Below are 22,838 nucleotides of genomic sequence, written 5' to 3' on the forward strand. Positions count from 1 at the left end.
CTCACGAGGATGCGACCGGCAGGATGACGGTGAAAACCGTTCCGCCGCCGGGCCGGCCTGTGTGGTCCACTTTTCCACCCACCGACTCCACCAGACTGCGCGTGACCGAGAGTCCGAGACCCAATCCGGCGCCGTCACCGTGCGTCCTGGTGGTAAAGAACGGCTCGAAGATCTGATCGTGCAGTTCGGGGGCGATGCCCGCACCGCGGTCGCTCACACGGATGGCGAGGCCGGAGGGATCGGCCTGGAGGTCGATGTGGACGACCTGGCCGGTGTGCGAGGCCTCCACCGCGTTCTGAATCAGATTAAAGAGGATTTGCTCCAGGTATCCCGCCGGCAAGTCGACCGCAGACCCGTCGAGAGGACCCGTTTCGATGCTGACACCCCTCTTTTCGGCGGTCAGCCGCAAAAGCGAGACGACATCGCGGATGCAGTCCGCCACGACCACCCGTTGATGCTGGGAGCGCCCGGGACGGTGGAGCCGGAACATCAACTGAACGACCCGGGCGATGCGGTCGATTTCGCGGTTGATGAGGTCGACATATTCGTGATGCGGGTGGGTCGCGGGCACCGCGTCGCGGATGAGCCGGAAGGCGCTCTTGATCCCGGCCAGCGGGTTGTTGATCTCGTGGGCGATGCGCGCCGCCATCCGTCCGGTGGCCGCCAGCTTTTCCTGCTCTGCACGCTGATGTTCCAGTTCGCGGATGCGCGAGGTGCGCTCCTGCACCAATCGTTCCAGTTCCTCGCCGTGACGGCGGTACTCGTCCTCAATCTGCTTGTGGCGGGTGATGTCGCGCATGAGCCCGAAGATGGCCTGGCGACCCTGGTAGGTGATCACTTGCCCGAGCACCTCGACCGGCATGGTGCTGCCGTCGCGACGGCGCAGGACATACTCGCTCAGCCGCGGTGTGTCGCCGCCGAGGACTTCACGGATCCGGGAGGCCGCCCGCTTTCGGTCCTCGTCGGTAATCAGCTCCAGGGCCGGACGCCCGAGAACCTCCTCCATCGCGTAGCCCGTGGCCTTGAGGAAAGAGTCATTGACATAGGCGGTTTTGCCGTCGACGAGAATGAATATGAAGTCCGGGTTGAACTCGATCAGTGTGCGAAAGGTTCTCTCGCTTTCGCGAATGGCCGCCTCGGCCTGCTTGGTTGAAGTGATGTCGAAGGCGGCGCCGACCACGCCGATGATCGACCCCGACGACCCCCGCAGCGGACGAAGGCGCGTGCGGAAGTGGCGCTCCATCCAGGATAGCTCGTACTCAACCTCGCATCCGCGGAGCGCCTCGAAGTGCTGCCGGATGGGCAGAAACTCATGGTCCTGAGTCTGAAAATACTCAAACAGCGACATCCCGACCGCCTCGTTGGGCTTCAGGCCCAGATGCTCCAATCCCAGACCAAGCGAGGACGTGAAACGCAGTTTGTGATCCGTGGTCCAGAAGACGACAGGCGATTGGGTGGAAAGCAGCTCGAACCATTCGATCCGCTGGCGCAGCGTGTGCTCCGAGCGATGGAGTTCGGTGCAGTCTTCGGCGATGCCGATGACCAGGCGGCCGTCGCCCGCCGGCGAATCGACGACCGTTCCGGTGTCGCGGATCCAGCGCACCGCGCCCATGCCATCCTTGATGCGATAGCTGATGTCATAGTGATCCAACGTGCCGGCCAGGATCTGATTGTAGTAGGTGCGCACGCGGTCGCGGTCATCCGGCAGAATTGTGTCGATCAGGATTTCGGGATCCCCGAGCGCGGCCTCGACGGGCATCCGCCAGACGCGCTCGAAGGCCGGACTCATATAGAGAACCCGCGGCGGATCCAGCGCCAGCACCTGATACACCTGGTTGGTGCGCTCCACCAACAGCTGCAACCACTCGACCGGCTGGCCGGCATGCCGCGATTGGGCGGATGTCACAATGAAACCTCGGGAGTCGGGCTCGGACGCGGACAGATGGCCAACATGAAGCACGCCTTCGCGGACCAAGTCCGCGCCGGAACGTCAAAGGTCAAGCGGGGCGCCTACCTTGTTAAATTTCCCGTGAATGGGGCGGGTTGTCAACGCGATTCCGGCGCGTCGCTCCGTCCGCAAGGTCAAAAGTGCCCGGACCGATCGCGGGGAGCGATCGGTCCGGGGTCGATGCGGCAGGCGGGGGAGTCGCGTGGCAGACGTGGCGGATGAAGCGACACGATATGGCCCTTGAGGCAATTGCCGATGTTCCCACGGCAAATTGCGGGTAAATTCAATTCCGGCAATCGGTTGAACTGGCACGGTCAAAGGCGGCAATTTAGTTCGGCACACCGGCGCCGATCTGAGGTATTATAGAGATTGAAACTATGCGCTTTTTCCGCCACACATTGATTCTGGCCGCCATCGGCCTCCTTCTCATTGGTCTGATTGGGACCAGTTATGCGACCTGTCTGGTCACGGCGGGAGCGAACTGCTGCGAGGATGATCACGAGTGCGGCGATCCGATCTGCGGTGAGGGTATGACCTGCCATTGCGCCTGCGGCCTGTCCTGCATTCTGCCGACGCGCACGCAGCTGGCGCCGGTCTTCACCCAGACCGCCGAGCTGACGGTGGAACCGTCGCTTACCCTGCCCTTCGACGTGGCCGTCGATTTGTACCGTCCCCCGAAGTCTGCCTGATCCTCCGGTCGCGGCAACGGGCCGCGACGTCATTCCACACCCTTCTGTTTGGCACGGTGTCCGTGCGGGCGTACGTGTCGCCCGCCGTGGCGGCATCATGGAGGCATTGAGGCAAGATGAAACGATACATTCCTGTGTTGGCGGCGTTGGTCGCCGGGGCGCTGATCGGCACCGCCTTCGACCTGAACCGTCATGAGCAACCGCCGACTTCGACGTCGGCGCCCGAACCGGCGACCACCCCATCCGACCACCCCGAACACCCCGGCCATGAGTTGCATGGGTCCGAAGCCGCGACCCTGGATTGGTGCGCGGAGCATCGGGTACCGGAGTCGGCCTGCACTCGCTGCCATCCGTCGCTGGTCGCCGCCTTCAAGGAACGCGGCGATTGGTGCGTCGAGCATGATCTCCCCGAGTCGCACTGCCGGTTGTGCAATCCGGGGATCGAGTTTCCGCAGGAGGCGGCGTTGCGCGCCAGCCAGCCGCCGCCGGAATTGGGCGTGTCGATCTTTTTCCCGGCCAACCAGCCGTTGTGCGCCACCGATCAGGCCATCATTCAATTCGCCTCGCAGGAGACCTTTACCCGCGCGGGGCTGACCATCGAGCCGGTGCGCGCCTCGGCGGAGATCGCCGCCATTGAGGCGCCGGCCGAAGTGGTCTTCGACCAGGAGCAGGCGGCCATCCTTACTCTGCCGGTACGCGCTTCGGTCATCCACTGGCTCGCCGAACCGGGCGATCCGGTGCGCGAGGGCCAGATGCTCGCGCTCTGCGAGTCCCCCGAGGCGGCGCGTTTGAAGGGCGAGTATCTCGAGGCCTGCGCCGATGCCGAGCGTCTTGAGAAAGCCCAGGCGCGTCAGGAGGCGATGTTCCAGCGGAATCTGATCGACGCAGCCACCTATGAGCAGGCGCAGGCGGAGACGCGGTCGGCCGCGGCGCGCCGCGAAGGCGCCGAGCACGAACTGCGCTCTCTCGGCCTCAACGACGATGACCTGGCCGAAGTGCGCGAGGGCAAGTTGACCGCTCGTTTTGCCCTGCGGGCGCCGGCATCCGGGACCTTGGTCGAGCGCCTCGCGCCTCTGGGGATCGCGCTGGAGGAAGGCACGCAGCTGGCGACCGTCGCCGACCCCTCGGATCTCTGGATCGAGGCGCGGGTGCGCGACACCGATCTGCCGCGCCTCCGGACCGGACAGCCGACGGTGTTCACGTCCGATGGCGGCAGTCTCGAACGAACCGAGGCGCGCGTGATCTGGGTCTCGCAGTTCCTCGATCCACATTCGCGCACTGGCGTCGTGCGCGCCAAACCGGTGGGAGAGGCCCGCTGGCTGCGCGCCCACCAATTTGGACACCTGGACTTTATCGAAGCCGGCGATCGTCCCGCGGTGCTGGTGCCGAAGGATGCGGTGCAGTGGGAAGGATGCTGCCATGTCGTGTTTGTGCGCGAGGCACCCGACCGCTACCGCCCGCGCAAGGTCACGCTGGCCAAGGGCGACACGGAGCACTATCGCGTCCTCGACGGGCTGCAACCCGACGAGTGGGTGGTGGTGCACGGAAGTTTCCTGCTGAAGACCGAGTTGAAAAAATCCAGCATCGGCGCCGGTTGCTGCGGCCTGGATGCCAAATCCTGAGGACGCCGCGTGCTGACAAAACTGATCGACTTCACGATCCAGCAGCGCTGGCTCATGATCTGTTTGGCCGGGTTGCTGGTGATCGCCGGACTGGTCGCGCTGACGCGGCTGCCGTTCGACGCTTTCCCCGACACGTCGCCGGTAATGGTTCAGGTCAACGTGTCCGCCCCCGGCTGGGCGCCGGAGGAAGTGGAACGGCAGATCACCTATCCGATCGAGCGGGAGTTGTCCGGCCTGGCCGGACTGACCGAGGTCCGTTCGATCTCCAAGTATGGCCTTTCGCAGGTCAATCTGGTCTTTCGCGATGAGATCGACATCTACCTCGCCCGTCAGCAGACCACCGAACGATTGGTCGGGGTCGAACTCCCCGACGGCGTCCCGGCTCCCAAGTTGGGACCGATCTCGACCGGACTGGGCGAAGTGTTCCATTACATCCTCGTGGGCGATCTCGAAGACCCCACCGAGGCGCGCACGATCCAGGATTGGATCATTAAGCCGCAATTGCAGGCGGTCCCCGGGGTGGCCGAGGTCAACAGTTGGGGGGGATTCGAAAAGCAGTACCAGGTGCTGTTCGATCCGAACCGTCTGGTCCAGTACGGCCTCGCCTTGACTGACGTGGTCGAGCGCCTGCGCGCCAACATCGGCAACGTCCCCGGCGGCGAGATGATTCGCGGCGGCGAGCAGACGCTGGTGCGCGGCGTCGGGGTCGTGAACGACCGCCGCCAGATCGAGGAACTGGTGATCGCCGAACGCGATGGCACGCCGGTGCACATCCACGACATCGCCGATGTCGTGATCGGGCACGAAATCCGTCGCGGCGCGACCACCTACGACGGCCGCGGCGAGGCGATCCTCGGGTTGGGCTTCATGCTCACCGGCGAGAACTCGCGCGATGTCACCGAACGGCTGGCGCGGCAGTTGGAGGAGGCCAGGAAATCGCTGCCGCCGGGCATCGAGGCGCGGGTGGTCTATCAGCGCACCGACCTGGTTGGGCAGATTCTGGGCACGGTGCAGCACAACCTGTTTTTCGGCGCCATCCTGGTCATTGCCGTGCTGTTTGTCTTCCTCGGACACCTGCGCGCCGGGCTGATTGTCGCCTCGGCGATCCCGCTGTCGATGCTGTTTGCCTTCGACATGATGACGCGGCTGGGGATCGCCGGCAGTCTGATGAGTCTGGGGGCGATCGACTTCGGGCTGGCGGTCGACAACGCGGTGATCCAGGTGGAAAACGCCGCGCGCCGGTTGGCGGTGATGGAAGCGGGCCGCTCGCGCCTGCAGGTGGTCCGTGACGCCATCCTCGAGGTGCGCAAGCCCACGCTCTTCGGCGAATTGATCGTGATGCTGGTCTACCTGCCCATCCTGACACTCGAGGGCATCGAAGGCAAGATGTTTCGTCCGATGGCGCTCACCGTGGTGCTGGTGCTGATCGGATCGCTCATCATGTCGTTTTCGGTGATCCCGGCGATGATCGCGATCTTCATGAAACCGGGCGCGAAGGAACGCGAGCCGCGGCTGGTGCTGTGGTTGCAGCGGGTCTACCGTCCGGCGCTCGACTGGGCGTTGCGGCACGGACGGGCGGTGCTGGTCACGGCGCTCGTGATGTTGCTTGTGGGCATCGGATTGTTCACACGGTTGGGATCGGAGTTCATCCCGCGTCTGTCCGAGGGAACCATCGCGATCAATCTGGTGCGTCTGGCGGGGGTCTCGCTGGAGCAGTCGATCGATTACAGCACCCGCATTGAGCGCGCCCTGCTGGCAAAGTTTCCCGATGAGATCGCGCACATCTGGTCGCGCACCGGCACCGCCGAACTGGCCACCGACCCGATGGGGCTGGAACTGACCGATGTGTTCATAACGCTCACGCCGCGCGACCAGTGGACGCGCGCCGGCAATCAGGCCGAACTGGTCGCGTTGATGGATCAGGAACTGGCCGATCTGCCCGGCATGAACCGGGTCTTCACCCAGCCGATCGAGATGCGCGTCAACGAGCTGATCGCCGGCATCCGCGCCGATGTTGGGATCAAGATCTTCGGCGACGATCTCGACATTCTCGAACAGAAAGCCGATGAGATCGCGGCGCTGGCCGAAACGATCAAGGGGAGCGCCGATGTGACCGTCGAGCAGTTGACCGGACAGCCGCAGTTTGACGTGGCGGTCGACCGGCATCGGATTTCGCGCTATGGGCTTTCGGCGCGCGATGTGCTCAACTACACGGAGAGTTTCGGGGGGATCGAAGTCGGCGAAGTCTACGAGGGCCAGCGGCGGTTCGATCTGGCCGTCAAGATGGCGCCCGCCTGGCGGACCGCGCCCGAGGACATCGAACGCATTCCGATCGTGTCGCCGTCCGGCGCCCTGGTCACCATGGACCAGGTAACCATCCCGAAGGTCTCAACCGGGCCTTCGACCATCACCCGCGAATGGGGCAAGCGGCGCGCGGTGGTGCAATGCAATGTGCGCGGCCGCGATGTCGGCTCGTTTGTCGACGAATTGCGTCGGCGCATCGGCGCGGAGATCGCCTTCCCGCCGGGGTATTTTGTCCGCTTTGGCGGACAGTTTGAAAACCTCGAACGGGCGCGCACACGCCTGGCGATCGTGGTGCCGATCGCGCTGCTTTTGATCTTTGGGCTTCTCTACTGGACTTATCGCTCGGTGCGCGATGCCATCCTCATCTTCACCGGCGTGCCGCTGGCGGTACTGGGCGGGATTGTCACCCTCGCGGTGCGCGGGATGCCCTTCTCCATTTCGGCCGGGGTGGGATTCATCGCGCTCTCCGGGGTCGCGGTGCTCAACGGGCTGGTGCTGGTTTCGACCATCAAGCGAATGCGCGCGGAGGGCATGGATCTCGAACCGGCGATCCGCGAGAGCGCGGTCACGCGCCTGCGCCCTGTGCTGATGACGGCGCTGGTGGCGGCCTTCGGTTTCATCCCGATGGCGCTCTCGCATGAGGTCGGCGCCGAGGTACAGCGTCCGCTGGCCACGGTGGTGATCGGCGGCATCCTGACATCGACCGCGCTGACGCTTTTGGTGTTGCCGGTGCTGTACCGGGTGTTCGGCCGCACGTCGGAGGGGGAGATGTGATCAAGCAACTTGAACACTGACTTAGACGAAACTCGGATGGCGGGAATTAGCCGCTCATGCCAAGATCCCCTGCCCAAGAGAGAACTCACCCGGAGCTTCCGGGCGAGTTCTCCTTGATTTGGGTCGGGTGTGAAGTGCGTGGGCGAACCGCAATGAATTAAAATCGCATCGACAGCATCATACCTGCACTGCGGTGCGGGAGGTCAAAGGTCGGGGTGAACTCCAAACCGTATTTCTTGGCCTTCAGCGGGCCGAGATCCTGGGATGCGTTAAACCACTTATATACTCCGACGATCGACAATACGGACCCGGTTCCCAACACCAAGTAGAAGGGGACCCAGCTGTCTTCCGACACTTTTCCAGTATTGTAGTCTATGTCACTGGAAGGAACCAACGCCAGGGACAGGAAGCTCAGCGCCGTGCCTCCTGCCGCCATGTAAATGCCCGTACGTCGTTGTTTTTCGAGCGATGCGATCTCGCTTTCGAGCGCACTGGCGTTCGATGGGGACGGAGTCGATGATTGGGCTAATGCTGGTCCGGAGCACAGCAAGACCACGAGGGCCACATAGAAGCACCGCGACAGACTCATGTCACTACCTCCCACGTGATAAGGTTTTGACTGGATCACCTGCTACTGTTGACACCTTGACAGGACGCTCACTGGCCGCCATATTTGCCAATGAACATCGCTGTATGCTCTGTCTGGGAGACACGGCCCGTGTTACCAGGAAATTTTTCGCCGACTCAACCTTGCCTGCCTTGATGGATTGCGCGTCCGGAGGTGGTCCATGCCTTGCGGCTCTCTCGTTGGTGCCCTCTTCGTAGGTACAGCCCTGCTAATAAGTGGCGGCGACGCGCAAGCCAACTTGCACGTTCAGTCCCACCCCGATTCCATCCTGGCGGACGCGTACGCATCCGAGCGCGCCTTGGATTACCCGCGTGCCGAGTCGCTCTACGCCGTTGCCACGTCACGACTTGAATCCGGCCGTGTTTCCACGGAGCGATTGCCCGAAGTCTACGCCCGACTCGCCGGGGTCCAACTCCGCCTGTGTAGTTTTGCGGCGGCGCGGAGCACCTACGAATGGGCCCTTTTGTATGCAATCACACAACGGGGCGGGGAGCCGCTGGCGGTCGCGGGCATTCTGAACGGGCTGGGACGGTTGGAGTTTCTGCGCGGCGACCTGGGGCGGGCCGAGCGGCTGTACCTGCGCGCGCTGCGTCTGGCGGAGGCGGGCGGCGGCCCCGAGCATCCGCGGGCGGCCGAAGTCCTGCGGTCACTGGCGGAACTGGAACGCGCCGAGCGTCGCTTCAACGAAGGCGAAGAGCATGCACGCCGCGCGCTGGACATTCAAGTGAAGAACCACGAGGTCACAGCCGAGGAGCTGGCGCTGACCTATGCGGCGCTTGCCTTCAACATGCGTGGCTGGGGGGGGTATAACGCCGCCGATCAACTCTTCGGAACGGCGCTTGCGGTGGCCACCCGCGCCTACGGGGAGAACCATCCGGTGTGCGCCGCCATCCACAACCACATTGCGGGGCTGGCGGTCAACCTTATCGATGGGAACAAGGGGCAGATCCATGGCGACAAGGCCCTGGCCATCATCGAGCGCACACTCGGTCCCGACCATCTCGAAGCCGGGTACATCCACGCGAATCTGGGACGGGCCTATATCTACCTGGAGCAATTCGACCGGGCGATGGCGCACTACCGGCGATCGGAAGAAATCCTCGTTCGCCATCTGGGAATCGACCATCCCGACGTCGCCGGGACCATCGGCTGGATTGCGCATCTGTACCGCTTCATGAAGCGTCCCGCCGAGGCCATGCGCGAGGCCGAGCGCATGTTCGCCATTGCCCACTCAAGGTTCACCCGCGCCTCGCTGCAACTGGAGGATCGCTCCGCCTACGACTTTACCATGGTCTTGTACTATGCCATGTCGGGATACGCTGCCGCCCACTTCGAACACCCCAACCCGGGCGCCGCGGCGACACGCCGGCTGGCGGAAATGGTCATCGCCTACCAAGGCATCGCCAGCGACAACACCTACTTCGGCAATCAGTTCCTGCGCGCCCAGGACGATGATTCGATGCGCCGCCTGGGGGCGCATCTGGCCGATGTGCGCGCCGAACGCGCCGCGGTGCACTACCGCGATCCGATGGGGATGGACGCCACCGTCCGCCGGATGCAGGACAGTCTGACACGGGTGGAGCAGGACTTGCTGGCCGAGCTGGCCGAACGGCGGCTGGCGGCCGGCGATTCGGCTTACTGGACGGTGAACCTCGATTCGGTCTGCGCGGCGATTCCCGACGGCGCCTGCTTCGTCAATCAATTCGGCTATTGGTACATGCTGACGAACACGAAAGTCTATGGCGAGCAGTCGCGGTTTGCCGCGTTCATCCTCGACCGCAAAGGTTTGCGAGGATTCACCCATCTGGCGAATGCAGACAGCACGCATTACCAAGTAAATCGGTTGAGCACCCTGCTGCAACAACGTTCACGGCAGGCAAGCTGGGATGCGCCGTCATGGCAGGAGTTTGATTCGCTCAGTCTGGCATATACAACGCAGACGTGGAGTCCGATCGAGCGTTTCGTGCGACCGAATGAGATGGTTCTACTTTGTCCCGATCTATATGCGTCACTTCTGCCCGCGGGAATGTTGCGCGACAGCAGCGGCTACCTGATCGAGGATCACACGTTTCAATACATCCCGGCCGCGCGGAATCTCCTGCGGTTCCGACGGGAGTCGATGGTCGGTTCCGGTCTCTTCGCATTGGGCAACCCCGACTTCGACGCCCTGCCCGAAGAACGGCTGGCGGTGCTCGACAACCAGGAAGCGTCGCCGTTGACGGGCGAACCGGTGGAGTACGCGGTGCGCAACATCCGTCCCTTCTGCGAGCGGCTGGACAGTCTGCATCTGCCGCCGCTGCCGAACACCGAACGGGAGATCCAACGGTCGGCGCAGCGCTGGAGCGAGCAACGCGGCGGTCCGGCACGCACCCTGGTGCAGGCCGCGGCCAACGAGGAGCAATTCAAACGCCTGGCGCATGGAAATCGCGTGCTTCACCTTGCGACCCATGGATACTTCGTGGAACACGACTGCCGCGGCCCGATACTGTCCGCCAGTGGCGGGTACCAGTTCGGCCCGCTTTTGTATTCCGGGCTCCTGCTGGCGGGAGCGAATCTGAATGGGAAGGGCGCCGATGAGGCCGGAGCGGAGGACGGCATCCTGACCTCCCAGGAGGTCGCCGCCACCGATCTGCGCGGCACCAACCTCGTCTTGCTCTCGGCCTGCGAGTCCGCCACAGGTGAGCCGGCCAACGGACAGGGGCTCTACGGTCTGGCGCGCGCCTTCGAGTTGGCCGGAGCGCGTCAGGTGGTCAGCGCCCTCTGGCCGGTGACCGACGCCGCGTCGATGGAACTGATGGACCGGATCTTCAGCCAGCCCGATCGCCGCATCGCCGACATCCTGCGCGACTACGCCAGGGACCAAATCGAAAAGGATCGGCAGGCCGGACGTCCCACCGATCCCTTCCTCTGGGCGCCGTATGTCGCCTACGGCGACTGGCGCGCCCGGTGAGCGGATCGCAAGCGGTCAGCGAATAATCGTAAACGGATAGAAAACACGGAATGTGTCGGCCTCGTCGGCAGAGCCTCTGAGTCTGTCTATGTCGCCGCCGGGGACGGCGGCGCTGATGGCGGCGGTGTAGTCGCCGGAGGCCAGCGTGGCGGTGGCCAGACGGATCACCGCAAAGCCCTGCTCGGCCGCCGTGCGCGAGACCGGCGCCCGAAACAGTGTCCGGCCATCGTCGTCGACCACGGACGCGACATACTCCCGCCCGGGTTCATAGGGGAACTTCAGTCCCAGCCGGACTGTCGTTTGCTCCGGCTCCACTTCAATCCGCCAGGCGGCCAGCGAACTGCGGGTCTGTTCTGGCAAACGGATTACATGTTCCAACGCATCGGTGGCAGTGGCGGGAGGTTCGATGTCGCTGCGGAGCATCATGCGGGACAGTGGCAGGATCGCCAGAATCAACACCGCCGCGCCGGCCAAGGCATAGGCCACCCCCGGATGCCACAGGAGCCGTCGGAGACGTGAGAGTCCTCCCGGCCGGGTGTGTGCCGGCGCGGGGACTCGCACCGCCTGATTCAATTCGTTGTAGGTGGCCAGTTCGCCACGGCAAGGCGCGCAGAAATCCAGATGGATGCCCAGTTGCTCGCGCTCCGCCGCCGGCAATCGTGAGGCATCGGCGGCGTAGAGCGCCAGCCGTTCCGCACTCGGGTGACTGCTGGTCTCCAGCCGTTCGACTTCGATCAAGTCGGCAAACACGGTCCGGCATTCCTCGAGCCACTGCCGGCAATCGGCGCAACCGGCCAGATGCGCCTCGACTTCGCCCCGCTCGGCGGCGGAGAGAGCGCCCGCCGCATACTCGGGTATGCGGTCGATGATCTCGTTATGGTCGGCAGACTGGCTCATCGCATGGCAACCCTCAGGTTTAGTCGGCGGTCCATGACGGCTGTTTCATGGCTTTTGCCGCTGTTCGGCCAGCGACCGCAAGAACTTCACCGCCTTGCAGATACGGGTGCGCGTGGCGCCATAGCTGGCATCCAGCGCCGCGGCGATGTCCCTTAGATCGCGCTTTTCCGCCCACATGGCCACTGCCATCCGGTCCTTGGCGTTCAGTTGTCCCCAGACGCGGCGCAGACGGATGGCGCGCAGGACCGACCGCAGGCGTTCATCGCCGGTGGGCGCCGGATCGGAGGCCTCGTCGATCTGGGCCGGGTTGACATCGGGATTGCGGCGCACTTCGCGCCAACGGTCGCCAATCTTGTTGCGGCAGATCACCTGGATATAGGCGCGCAGCCCGGCGCCGCGGTAACTGCCGTCGAGCACGCCCTTGAACACGGCCAGGAAGCACTCGCCGGCCAGGTCTTCGGCATCGAGGGCCGAGCCGCGGGTGAGGTAGCGGACCGTGTCAACGATCCAGCCATACACCAGTTTCGCCGCCTCGGGGTCGCCGTCCCGCAGGCGCGCAACGATTTCGTCGTGCGACGGTATCGACATCATCAGGTGCGAATCGGACCACTACAGCAGAGGGGAAAATAGGGGATCGGCGGCCGGCGGGCAATTGCCCAAAGCCCGTGCCCGGAAACGGCCACGGGCCGGGGGGTACCCCCCGGCCCGTGGCGTGATCAGAATGCATGGGTGGTCAAAGCGGGGCGGATGCCGGGCACGCCAGGCAGAACTCGGTGGCGGGATTGGCGCCGCGGAAGGCGACGTTGACCATCTTCACCACGTCGATGACATTGGTGGCGCCGTCGCAGGTTCCGTTCGGCCCGCCGCCGACATCGGTGCGATCGTTCGGACAGAGCGGATTGGGATCGCTCATGGCCGCCGCGCCGCGGAAGGCGACATTGATCGTGAGCACCACATCCTGAATGTTGGCGATGACGGCGTCGCAGGCCGGGTCGCCGTGGCAGTCGCAGGCGCAGGTGGGCGTGGAGCCGCCGGTCGTCGCGCCGTACCAGAACCCCTGACCCGCCGAGGTCGTCGTGTTGTCGGTCATGCCGATGACGTCCTGTCCGAGGATGTGATGCGATGAATAGCCGGCGCTGGTGGCCACGTCGCCGCCGATCGACACCACCTGCCAGTTGATCTGGTAGGCGGCCGCCGGTGACTGGAACTCGTTGACCTCAGACGGCGCCGGTTCAGATATCATCGACGGCGCCAGTCCCTCCCTGGAAGGCGCCGTCGAATCGGCCAGATCCGGAGACACTGACGGGGAGTTGCGGGTATCCGTATCTGGTGCTCCCATCTCAAGTACCGTTTCGACCGGTCGGAGGTTGGCGGGCGGAGCAACGTTTCGCGGATCTTTTTTGACCGCCGCCGCCACGCTCACCGCCGCCCCGAGCGAGAGGACGCAGAATAGCAGGCCGAATTTCTTCATGATTCACCTCGTGTCATTGGCGTCGCTATCCCGCGGTTAGTTGTTGGCGATCACAAACCAGTTGGCGCCGTCGCTGACGACCGTGACGTACTTATTGCTCGCGGAGAGCGAATAGATGATGGCGCCGTCGATGGTGCCGCCGGCGCTGAGCACGGTCACCGCGCCGGGGCCGCCGTCGATCTTCTTGACCGTGATCTGTCGTCCGGGGCAGGTCGACGCGGCCGGGATCGTGATGGTCGCGGGGGTGCTGCTGACCAGGGCCACGCTGTTGGCAGACGACAACGTCGCGCTGCCCGCAAAGGTGGCCACATGCGTGGCGATCGGGCCGTTGACATGCAGGGCGCTGGTCGGCGTGTTGGTGTTGATGCCTACGTTGCCGGAAGCGCGGATGAGGAATTGATCCATTCCGCTCGATGAGAAGTCCGCGTCGCTGTGATCGGCCCAAACAAATGAACCATCATGATTGGCCTTGGCGCGGCGGCCGGACGCCATCGCGTAATCACCTGGAGCCTCGTTGGCGTTGCCGCCGGGGATCGCTGCGAAATCACCGTCCGCGATGTTACGGCGACCTCCGACAACCGCTGCGGCCAGGCCACGCGCCATGTTGCGCTCAACGCTGTTGCCCGTCTCTCCGCCACCGCACACCACGGAGAATGGCCCCTCGGCAAGTGACCAGGATCCACCACCAACAAAACCGCCTTCGCCGGTGACCGCGCAATCCACGCCGCCGGCTATCGTACCGAGTCGTGCGGTCACACGGTTGGCCTGGCCGCCGCCCACTGTCGCAAACGTGCGCGTGACAAGGTGTTGAGATCCGCCACCGATTGTCGCCGCTCCCGGATTCGGCTCCGGATCATCGGTCAATCGAATCGTGTTGAGGTACCCGCCGCCGATCACGCAATGGAAGGCGCCGCCGCCGGAATCGACTACTAAATTGAAGCGACCGGAGACTACCGTGTTGTTCGCAAAGCGGATTGAGTCGGCCGAACCGCCAAGGATGGCGCAATCGCCCGCCCCCTCGAGGAAGTGATCAGTCCCAAAGGCCACATTCGCATTGCCACCATAGACGCTGTTGCTGTAACCGATCGCCGACGAGCGTTGCGAGCCAACCAGATTGTCTTCGCCGATCGCAACAGTGTTGTCGGCCGATAGTGTGTTGTTCTTACCAAACGCGGTCGAGGTCGTGGCGGTGATGGTATTGCATTCGCCAACAGCGAATGAACTGATCGCGGTGGACAAATTGTTGTCCGGTCCCACCGCATTGTTCTCTGATGTGATGGGCCCCAAGTCGCTTGGATTGCCGTCACCGCATGCTTGCACGTCCTTGTTTGGATTCAGCGCGCGCGCCGAAACATTTATGCTGGTTGTGGAAACCAAACCCGTGTTCGGGTTGACCGATGTCAGCACTTCCGCCGTTCCGGCTTTCCGCACGACCAGGCCGGAGAGCGGATTGTACTCGAACAAGTCGGTGCCGGTCGCCAGATCGCGGATGCGGAATCCCTTGGCCGAGAAGAAACCGCGGCTGGTCGAGGCGGCCTTGGCGGTGGAGAAGTCGAACATTTCCAACTGGCCACCCTCGGCGCCGCTGTAAAGCGACAGCACGGTGTCATCGGGTCCGGTGCCGTAAATCACATATCCGTCGCGTCCCGCCTCGGCGCGCAGTTGCATGGCGTTGATGTCCTTGGTGCCGGCGCCGGTGGACCATCGAGTCGATGTCGCGCTGGACTGGGAGATATTCCCGCCCTGATCGCGAATGCCAAGCGTGGGACCATTGGGGCCGGAGACGGTGGCCGACATCAATTCCGTCCCGGAGGCATCGGTGGCGCGGAACACCAGTTGATCGGCCGGGCCGACGATGATGGTGTCGCCGGCGAGACTGACCAGGGTCAGCTGCGCCGCCTGCGCCGCTTCAGCGTCCTTGTCGAAGGCCGCTGTGGAACGCAACGTGAGGTTGCCCTCCATCGTGCCGCCGGTGGAGCCGTCGACGGTGCTGACACGGCGCGAATAGGCGCTGGCCGCCAACTGCGTGCGCGGCGACATCTCGGGATCGGCGCCCACTCGGATGCCCAGCCAGCGATCGGCGCCGGCGAAGACCGCATCCGCGATCGGCGTGTTGTCGCCCAAGAGCACGCTGACACGCCCCGCCGCATCGGGTGTGACGGTGCGTGTCTCCGTCCACACCGCGTTGCCGCCGCTGCCGGCGTCGTAGATGGTGAATGTGACCGAGACCGGCGCGGTGACCGGATCGCCGGATGCCGTTTGCAGCACGGCTTGGTAACTGAGTTTGCTGGGCGCGGCGGCGCCATAGGCCAAGACAGTCGTCAGGACCAGCGCGGTTCCGGCCAGATACGAGAACAGATCGCGACAGCGCATTGCGGTTCCTCCTGTTGGGTCCCTGGGTGCATTGTGAATCGTCTCATCTCGCCCAGAGTCCCGCGGCGGACAGACCACGGCCGTGCGGATTGTCTCCGCCACAAGGACTCTGGCATTGTTGGCGACTCTCGGACGCGACTGCGACGGCAAGACCGGCGTCCCTGCCTGCGCGGCGCGTGCGGTCACCCGCACGCGACCGGAATCATCCGGATTCCTGTCAGATGGTGCATCGGCGAGGAAAACTGTTACACATTGCGAGACGGGCGCTTGACGGCTGTCGCGGCCACATGGCTGTTACCCATTGTGCAATGCGGACTTGCGGCGGGGCCAATCAGTGGTTAAAATTGCGGTACGAAAGTGATCTCCGGCCAGTAACCTGATTTTGGGGCACATCAATACCGCGAATGACGCTGTCAGGCATGCCTCCCGGTAACCGCGATGTCGAACTGGAACAGGTGATCGCCGGGTTCCTGCGCGGCGACTCCACCCAGTTCCAGATCATCCGGCGGCAGATTGCCCGTCTGGTCGATCTCTGGTACTCGGCGCGCACCGCCGAGCGGGAGGACTTGGTCGCCGACACGCTCAAGAGTCTACTGGAAAACCTGCAGGCAGGGCAGTTTCAGGGGACGACCCTGAAGTCGCTCAACAGCTACATCTATGGCATGACGCGCTTCAAGGTCATGCGGGCGGTCCAGCGGGCGCGTCACAACGCGCCGCTGCCGGATGCCGAGGTCCTGGAGACACTGCCGGCGCCGCTGACCGGGGACCAGCATCGCGAGGCCGCGCACCGGCAATTGCTGGCCAAGATCTACGCCGCGCTCAACCCGACCTGCCGTGAACTTCTGACCCTGAAGTTTGCGCTGGGCTGGTCGGACCAGGAGATCGCCGACCACCGCAAAATGACAAAAAACGCCGTCTCGACGGCGGTGTCGCGTTGCATCCGGCGGGCGCAGACGCTGGATTTTGTCCGGGAGATCCTGTACCAGAAGCCGCCCTACGGGCACTATGAGGAATGAGGGGGCGAACGTGGAATGCCGTAACGACGAGATCGCATCCCTGTTGCCGGATTATTTCAGCGGGCATCTCGACAACGACAATCTTCGGAGGGTCGAGGCACACCTGCAGGAATGCGGCGTGTGCCGGGACAGCGTGAAGACCATGTCACTGCTCGCTTACTCCGGCGACACGGGCCGCGCGTCGCACCCGGCCAAGCATGTGCTGGCCCTGTACTACCGCAACCCGTCGCTTTTGCCCGACGGGATCGCCGAACGGATCGCCGCCCACCTCGCCGGCTGCCGGGACTGCGCCGGCGAAATCGCCATCCTGCAGGAGATGGAAAACGAACTGCGGCGCTCGGTCGGGGGAGGGGTCGAAACCGAGAGCGTCATCCACCGGCTGACGGTGCGCTATGGACGCTGGGCCGCCTATGCCGCGGCCGCCTGTCTGCTGGCGATGGTCGGGTTCCGCGTGCTGGTCACCGAGGACACGGGAGGCGGCTCCGCGCCGGTCTATCAACTGGCCGAGGCGCGGCGCGGCGATGCGTCGCCAAGCGCGATCACGCGCCCCTCGGGAGCGGACGTATTGCGCTTTGCCGTGCCCTTCTATCACCTGCGCGACGAAAACGATTACACCGTGTACATCACCGATGCGCAGGGCCAGACCACCCTGGCGAAGGCGATGAAGATCGACTTCCCCGAGCCCGGCCGGTTGCTGGTCCGCTTCGACGCGGAACATATCCCCGACGGCGATTGGCAATTGGTGGTGAAGGAGTCGCGTCGCGGCGCCGCGGCTGATTCGAATGTGGCCTACTTCCCGTTTCGTCTGTCCACCCAGCGTTAATCGAGCGGTTCCCACGCCCCCACCGCAACGAAGGCGCCCCAGAGATAGGGGTGGTCGGGCTGGCCGCGACGGCGCAACTCGGCGATGGTCGCCAGTTGGGAATCGCGCATGAGCGTGGGCAGATTGTCGCGCGAGCCGGCATAGAGACGGCGCATGAAGGACGAGGTCATCCGGTCGGAGACCGTCCAGAGTGAACTGATCACGGTGCCGACGCCGGCCATCTGAAACGCCCGCTGCAGACCGAAGATCCCCTCGCCGCTGCGTGGCGCCCCCAGGCGGGTCTCGCAGGCGGAGAGAACCGCCCAGCGCACCCCATCCAGCGGCAACGAGGCGACTTCTTCGGCGGTCAAAAGCCCGTCTTCCAGTCCGGCGTCGGCGCGGCAGGCGGCCCCGGCTAGGCAAAGCCCGCTGAGCAAAAGTGGATTCTCCCCGATCATGGCGTCAAACGGACCCGTCTCACCGGCCACCGGGTGTGGGCGGCAGCGATCGCCCAGATAAAACCCATGCGTGGCCAGATGCAGCACCCGCCGTCCGCGGGCATGGCGTTTGACATTCTCCTCGGAAGCGGCGGCGCCGGCGAACACCTCGACCGGCTCGGACGATTGCGCGCGCCAGGCCATCTCCACGCCATCGGCCTCGGAGCGGGTGCCGGGCAGACGCGCCAGTTGACGCTGGGTCAGCAGATCGCAGGAGGCGCGCAGGGTGACAAAGTCGGAGGGCGCCTCGGTGGACGCGGCCCAGACGGTGGCCGGTTGCGCCTGCGCGCGCAGACGCGCATCAGCGTCGAAATCCGGATCGCAGACCACCAGTGCGCCGGTCCCGGACGCCGCACCGCGCGGATCGAGCAGGCTGCGCCCGCAGGCGAGATAATGCAGCGGCGTGCTCTCGATGAGAAACCGGCCGTCGGCATCCACCAGCGATGCGAACGATACCAGATGCAGCGACGCGTCGGGTGCAACCAGCATGATCTCCCCCGCCGGAATCGCGCCGGCAAGCGGTTGCCAGATGCGGTCGTAAAGGGCGCGGGCAAGAGTTGTGTACTGCCGCTGATCACTCTCGGTGGGCATGGCGCCCTGCGCGCTCAACGCAATCATGTGTGATTGGCCGTCGGCCACCAGCGAATCGATCGACTCCGCCGCGCCGAGGGCGACCAGCCGCAGAGCGCCCGAACGCGGCATCGCCAGCGCCGCGTATTCCTCCCGTCCTTCGGCGGCCGCGTTGGCAAAACGGAAGTACTCGATGAGCGCTGCGCCGGCGGGCATGGCCGCGCGCACCCCGGCGACCGTGATACGCGACGCGGAAGGGACCGCCGCCAGGGTTCCGAGACGGCGTGTCAGCCGATCTTCCAGGTCTTCCTTGGCATGATGAACGCTGTCAACCAACGCCGTGTACTCGGCGGCCGCCAGCGTACCCGGACCGCGCAGATAGAGCGTGGCCAAACGATGCCGCGCATAGTGCAGAGAATCGCGCAGGGCGACCATCTCCGGGGCGCTGGCACGTCGGGTGTCGCGTTCGCGCTCGAAGATGCGGTTGGAGACCGCCCCTTTGGCGGCCAGCAGCAAGCCGGTTGTCGAATCGGTCAATGCCCCCGCGGTAAGGCACGCCGACAAGAGCACGTCACGTGTGCGATGCATGGCCTGCTCAAAGCGCAGCGCCTGATGCTCGCTTAAGACGCGTCCTCCCTCATCGAGCAGACGCAGACGCAGATCCAGCGCGGCGGCGGCCAGCGGCATGGCGGCCGACGCATCGCCGCGCACGATGAGCTGTCGCGCATATTGCTCGCGGGCATCGGCCAGCTCGGCGAGATTCAGCCCGCCATAACTGGAATCCAGAGTGAAGATCTGGCGATATGCGGTCACCGCCCGATCCCAGTTGCCGCGTTCGGTCTCGATACGCGCCAAAAGCGTCAGATCGGCGAAGCGTTCAGGATTGGGAGCGGCGGGCGACAGGTCACGAAGCGCCAGTGCCTGCGTGATGGCGATCGCGGCCTCGTCACGCTGTCCGGCGGCCAGACAGACGCGTGCCTGAGTGGACAGCGTCGCCGGCGACGGCGGACCCTGTGTCAGCGCATTCTCGCGTCCGATGGCCAGCGCGCGGGTGATCGCCGAATCGGCCGGCGCCAGATGGCCGAGGAGCAGCTCCACCCGTGCCAGGTCTTCCAATGTTGCGGCGACCGCCGGATGGGTGGGTCCAAGGAAAAGCGACTGGATGTCCACCGCCTCGCGCAACGCCGCGGCGGCATCGTCCGGACGGCCCCAGGTTGTCTGAAGCGAGGCCAGATCGCGCAGACAGGCGGCGGAAAGCGAATGCATTTCGCCCAGCGACTCCCGTGTCAACGCAATCGCCGTGTGGAAGTTCTCATCGGCCTCGGCGTAGCGTCCCTCGTCGAAGTAGAGTTGCCCCAGCTGGCGGTGCGACTCGGCCAGAAGCGGCGCGGAACGCTCGATGGCCGCCTCGCGGATGCGCAACGCTTCACGGTAGGCGCGTTCGGCCCGGCGGTACTGCCCGGTGGCGTGGTAAATACGGGCGAGATTGATGTGCATGTAAGCGACTTCGGGATGCCCTTCGCCACGCGCCTTGCGGCGCAGCTCCAACGCCTGCAACGCCAGTTGTTCGGCTTCCTGATACCGTCCCTGCGCGCGCCGCACCGAACACATGCGGTCGAGATTGCCCTGATGCTCGATGTGCTCCGGCGCCAGATGGAGACGGTTGGCGGTCCAGGCCGAATCCCACAATGCCCAGGCGATCGTGCGTTTGCCCAGACGGGCGTGGTAGTCGCCGAGACGGTCGGCGACGTAGGCAAATAGGGTGTCGGTGACGCCATAGCGCCGGCGCGCCAATTCGAGGGCATGCGAAGCCAGCGCGATCGCCGAATCCTGCATGGCCACGGGGTTGGCGGTGTGGGGAATGCCGAGTCGTTTCGAGGCGAACTCCGCCAATGTCACGAGGGAGCGGATGGCCCAGCGGGCATCGGCGTCGGGATGGGCGGTTTGGATCGCAACGATGCGTTCGTGAAGCCGTTGCACGTCGGCCAAAAGCCAGTTGGATTCACATAGATGAGTGAACCGCCACAACAGTTCCAGTGAATCCGGAGGGCAATCTTCACTCAGCAGCCGGCATCGTTCGCGCGCTCGCTGCGCCGGCTTGCCGTCGAGAATCTGGTCGGCGCCGACAGCCATCAGCAGACACGGGCGAAGTGACAAGTCGAGATCAGCGGCGCCGCCGTAGGCCCCCGCCTCCTCCCAGTAGGCCAGCGCGCGCGCATAGTCGCGATCGCGCAAGGCAAAGTCCCCCATGAGGGCGAGCGTTTGGCGGCAGGCGGCGGAATCGCAGACGGCCGCGGCGCTTAATTCGACAAGGATGGCCTCCGCCAGCCCCAACGCCGAATCCTGCGCCCGGTCGGCAAAGGTCGAATCGGCATAGCCCTGGTGCGAGACCGCATCGGCCCACTCCAGCCGCACCGCCCAGGAGGGCGGCTGCCCGGCCGCCGCCGGCGCCAGGACGGCCAGCCAGCCCAGCGACACCAAAGCCGCCAAGCCGCACCGCCGCGCTATAGTGCGGGGAGTCTTCACAATGTCTCTGCACGATGTCCGTCTCGGGGCCTGCAAACGGCGGACGACACCCAAAATACAACCAAACCGCCCAAAAGTCGGAGACTTTCGGTCGGGGAAGGCGGGCGATGGGAACTGCGCCAAGTTGTTGAGGGAGAAATTGGTAGCGCTACGGGGATTCGAACCCCGGTTTGATGGCTGAGAACCATCCGTCCTAACCCCTAGACGATAGCGCCGTGGCCGGATGGTTGGTGATCCATCCGGTATCGGAAATATCGACGATTTCCGGCCGCAAAATCAAGGCCCACTTTGGGTATGGATCGCGGCGCCGTGGGCGGATGCTCGCGCGACCATCGCGAACTTGGCAGATGTCAAAAAGCCCCCGGGGGACTCCTGCATCACGGCGGCGCGGGGTATATTGACTCTTGAGATTTTGCGACAACGGTTTTTTGCGACGGGAGGCGACTCCCATGCGTCATTCATTGCATCGATCCGGGATTTTGATCATCGCTTCAGCGTGCCTGATTGGCGGCGCGATCTCCACACAGGCGGCGGCCTCGGATTCAACCCCTGGGGCGCGCACTCTCCCCTGCGCGGCGGTGGACGCAGCCGATACCGCCTGGGTGGCCTTCGGCTGCGGCCGTTTGCAGATCCACAATTATGGCTCGCTGGGCGATGCGTCGCTGGATGACTTTGCGTGGACTTGCGGCTCCTCGCCGGGCGACCAACCGATCTACTCGGGCAGCTTCATCCTCGCGGCCGACTCAAACGAGTCGGGAGTGGTGTTTCGCGCCTCGCTCTACGGCTACAAGCTCTTTGTCCCGAACCTGGTGCCGTTCGCCGGGCGCTGCGGTTTCGACAAGTGGGTCGATGTGCCGCTCGGAGAAATCCGCACCCAGGGGTGCCCCGGCCAGCCCCTGCCAATCACCGGAGAGATCGTGGTGGCCAGTTACTCCGACACGCTGGTCGACACATCGTCGTCGCTGCCGCCGGCGGCCGGAGTGACAGTGACGCAGACGGTGGTTTCCAGCGCGGCGGCCCCGTATGGGGACTTTGTGCTCTTTCGCTGGGAACTGGAAAACCGCGACGATTGGCCCAAAGGTCCCTGGCATGCGGGCACGTATTGCGACTGGGACATCGCCGGCGGCGCCAATACCGGGCGATACTCCGATGCTTGCAATGGGTACTTCGTCTGGGACACGCAATCGCCGGGGACCGCATGCGGAATGCTGGATCCCGATCAACCTTCCCGCTACGCCGGCAGTGACCCAACCGGCAATCCCGCCTATCGCATCGCGGTCTGGGATCTCCTCTCTTGCTGTCAATGGGACTATTGCCCCTGCATCACCTGGGTCAACAGCGTCGGGATGGCATACTTCTGGTGGAAGACGGTCCGCGAACAACCGACACGCAGCGCGGATTTCATGTCGGATCCCAGCGGCGCGCTGATCAACCCGCCCTTCACCCTGCCGCCGCATGGCATGGCCGCGATTCACCAGGCAATGTTCTTCGTCGATGGCACATCCAACAATCCGGCGACGATCGAAGCCAATGCGATGGCGGTCGCGCAGCGGGCAGCCCGGTGGGCGGGGTTTGCGCGCGGCGACGTCAACGATGATGGCATCGTCGATCTGGCCGATGTCTGCTGGCTGGACGCCGGTCTGCCGATCTATCCGGGTTCCTACTGCGCCGATGTCAATGTCGATGGCGAGGTCAACGCGGCGGATATTGCCTGCCTCATGGCCTATGTCAGCGGCATGGGACCGGCTCCGCAGGGGAATTGGCGGTTTGT

Annotated in this window: 14 protein-coding genes and 1 tRNA gene; 7 read left to right on the forward strand and 8 right to left on the reverse strand. The window is 64.6% G+C overall.

The features are described 5' to 3' along the window. Window position 1: 1 nt before the first annotated feature. Entirely contained in the window at window positions 2-1,906 is a 1,905-nt protein-coding gene (locus VNN55_01690; GenBank protein ID HWO56256.1) for a PAS domain S-box protein, read from the reverse strand. Between the two features lie 419 nt (window positions 1,907-2,325). Here VNN55_01690 and VNN55_01695 point away from each other — a divergent pair, with 419 nt between their 5' ends. The 3 genes from VNN55_01695 (at window position 2,326) to VNN55_01705 (ending at window position 7,337) form a co-directional block, all read left to right on the forward strand. After that, the gene (locus VNN55_01695; protein HWO56257.1) at window positions 2,326-2,637 is read left to right on the forward strand and encodes a hypothetical protein; all 312 of its coding nucleotides are present in this window, start codon (window positions 2,326-2,328) and stop codon (window positions 2,635-2,637) included. A 116-nt stretch (window positions 2,638-2,753) separates the two neighbouring features. Beyond that, window positions 2,754-4,259 carry an efflux RND transporter periplasmic adaptor subunit gene (locus VNN55_01700; GenBank protein ID HWO56258.1) on the forward strand — a complete coding sequence of 502 codons (1,506 nt, stop codon included), beginning with the start codon at window positions 2,754-2,756 and terminating at the stop codon, window positions 4,257-4,259. 9 nt (window positions 4,260-4,268) lie between these two features. Next, window positions 4,269-7,337 carry a CusA/CzcA family heavy metal efflux RND transporter gene (locus tag VNN55_01705; GenBank protein HWO56259.1) on the forward strand — a complete coding sequence of 1,023 codons (3,069 nt, stop codon included), beginning with the start codon at window positions 4,269-4,271 and terminating at the stop codon, window positions 7,335-7,337. Between the two features lie 157 nt (window positions 7,338-7,494). Here VNN55_01705 and VNN55_01710 read toward each other — a convergent pair whose 3' ends face one another. After that, window positions 7,495-7,926 (reverse strand): hypothetical protein, encoded by a 432-nt coding sequence (locus tag VNN55_01710; GenBank protein HWO56260.1) that lies wholly within the window; start codon window positions 7,924-7,926, stop codon window positions 7,495-7,497. A gap of 337 nt (window positions 7,927-8,263) precedes the next feature. Here VNN55_01710 and VNN55_01715 point away from each other — a divergent pair, with 337 nt between their 5' ends. Continuing rightward, entirely contained in the window at window positions 8,264-10,915 is a 2,652-nt protein-coding gene (locus VNN55_01715) for a CHAT domain-containing tetratricopeptide repeat protein (protein HWO56261.1), read from the forward strand. Window positions 10,916-10,930: 15 nt separating this feature from the next. Here VNN55_01715 and VNN55_01720 read toward each other — a convergent pair whose 3' ends face one another. From VNN55_01720 to VNN55_01735, 4 genes are all read right to left on the reverse strand, one after another. Further along, window positions 10,931-11,812, reverse strand: a complete 882-nt coding sequence (locus tag VNN55_01720; GenBank protein HWO56262.1) for a zf-HC2 domain-containing protein — start codon at window positions 11,810-11,812, stop codon at window positions 10,931-10,933. A 45-nt stretch (window positions 11,813-11,857) separates the two neighbouring features. Next, a complete protein-coding gene (locus VNN55_01725; GenBank protein HWO56263.1) occupies window positions 11,858-12,403 on the reverse strand; it encodes a sigma-70 family RNA polymerase sigma factor in 546 nt (181 codons plus the stop codon). A 142-nt stretch (window positions 12,404-12,545) separates the two neighbouring features. After that, window positions 12,546-13,055 (reverse strand): hypothetical protein, encoded by a 510-nt coding sequence (locus tag VNN55_01730; protein ID HWO56264.1) that lies wholly within the window; start codon window positions 13,053-13,055, stop codon window positions 12,546-12,548. A gap of 264 nt (window positions 13,056-13,319) precedes the next feature. Beyond that, complete coding sequence (locus VNN55_01735) at window positions 13,320-15,656, reverse strand: hypothetical protein (GenBank protein HWO56265.1); 2,337 nt, start codon at window positions 15,654-15,656, stop codon at window positions 13,320-13,322. Window positions 15,657-16,075: 419 nt separating this feature from the next. On the opposite strand from VNN55_01735, the gene VNN55_01740 reads away from it, so the two are divergent. Both VNN55_01740 and VNN55_01745 read left to right on the forward strand, forming a co-directional pair. Then, window positions 16,076-16,672, forward strand: coding sequence for a sigma-70 family RNA polymerase sigma factor (locus tag VNN55_01740; GenBank protein HWO56266.1), 597 nt, complete (start codon window positions 16,076-16,078; stop codon window positions 16,670-16,672). A gap of 10 nt (window positions 16,673-16,682) precedes the next feature. After that, a complete protein-coding gene (locus VNN55_01745) occupies window positions 16,683-17,495 on the forward strand; it encodes a zf-HC2 domain-containing protein (GenBank protein ID HWO56267.1) in 813 nt (270 codons plus the stop codon). On the opposite strand, the gene VNN55_01750 is transcribed toward VNN55_01745, so the two are convergent. Together VNN55_01750 and VNN55_01755 are read right to left on the reverse strand one after the other, a co-directional pair. Further along, window positions 17,492-21,031 carry a CHAT domain-containing tetratricopeptide repeat protein gene (locus VNN55_01750; GenBank protein ID HWO56268.1) on the reverse strand — a complete coding sequence of 1,180 codons (3,540 nt, stop codon included), beginning with the start codon at window positions 21,029-21,031 and terminating at the stop codon, window positions 17,492-17,494. The genes VNN55_01745 and VNN55_01750 overlap by 4 nt on opposite strands. A 176-nt stretch (window positions 21,032-21,207) precedes the next feature. After that, window positions 21,208-21,282, reverse strand: a tRNA-Glu gene (locus VNN55_01755). A gap of 363 nt (window positions 21,283-21,645) precedes the next feature. Between VNN55_01755 and VNN55_01760 the strand changes: the two genes are divergently transcribed. Continuing rightward, on the forward strand, window positions 21,646-22,838 hold a 1,193-nt coding region (locus VNN55_01760; protein ID HWO56269.1), incomplete at its 3' end, for a dockerin type I repeat-containing protein.

The organism is bacterium (genome assembly GCA_035559435.1).
Taxonomy (GTDB): domain Bacteria; phylum Zixibacteria; class MSB-5A5; order WJJR01; family WJJR01; genus JACQFV01.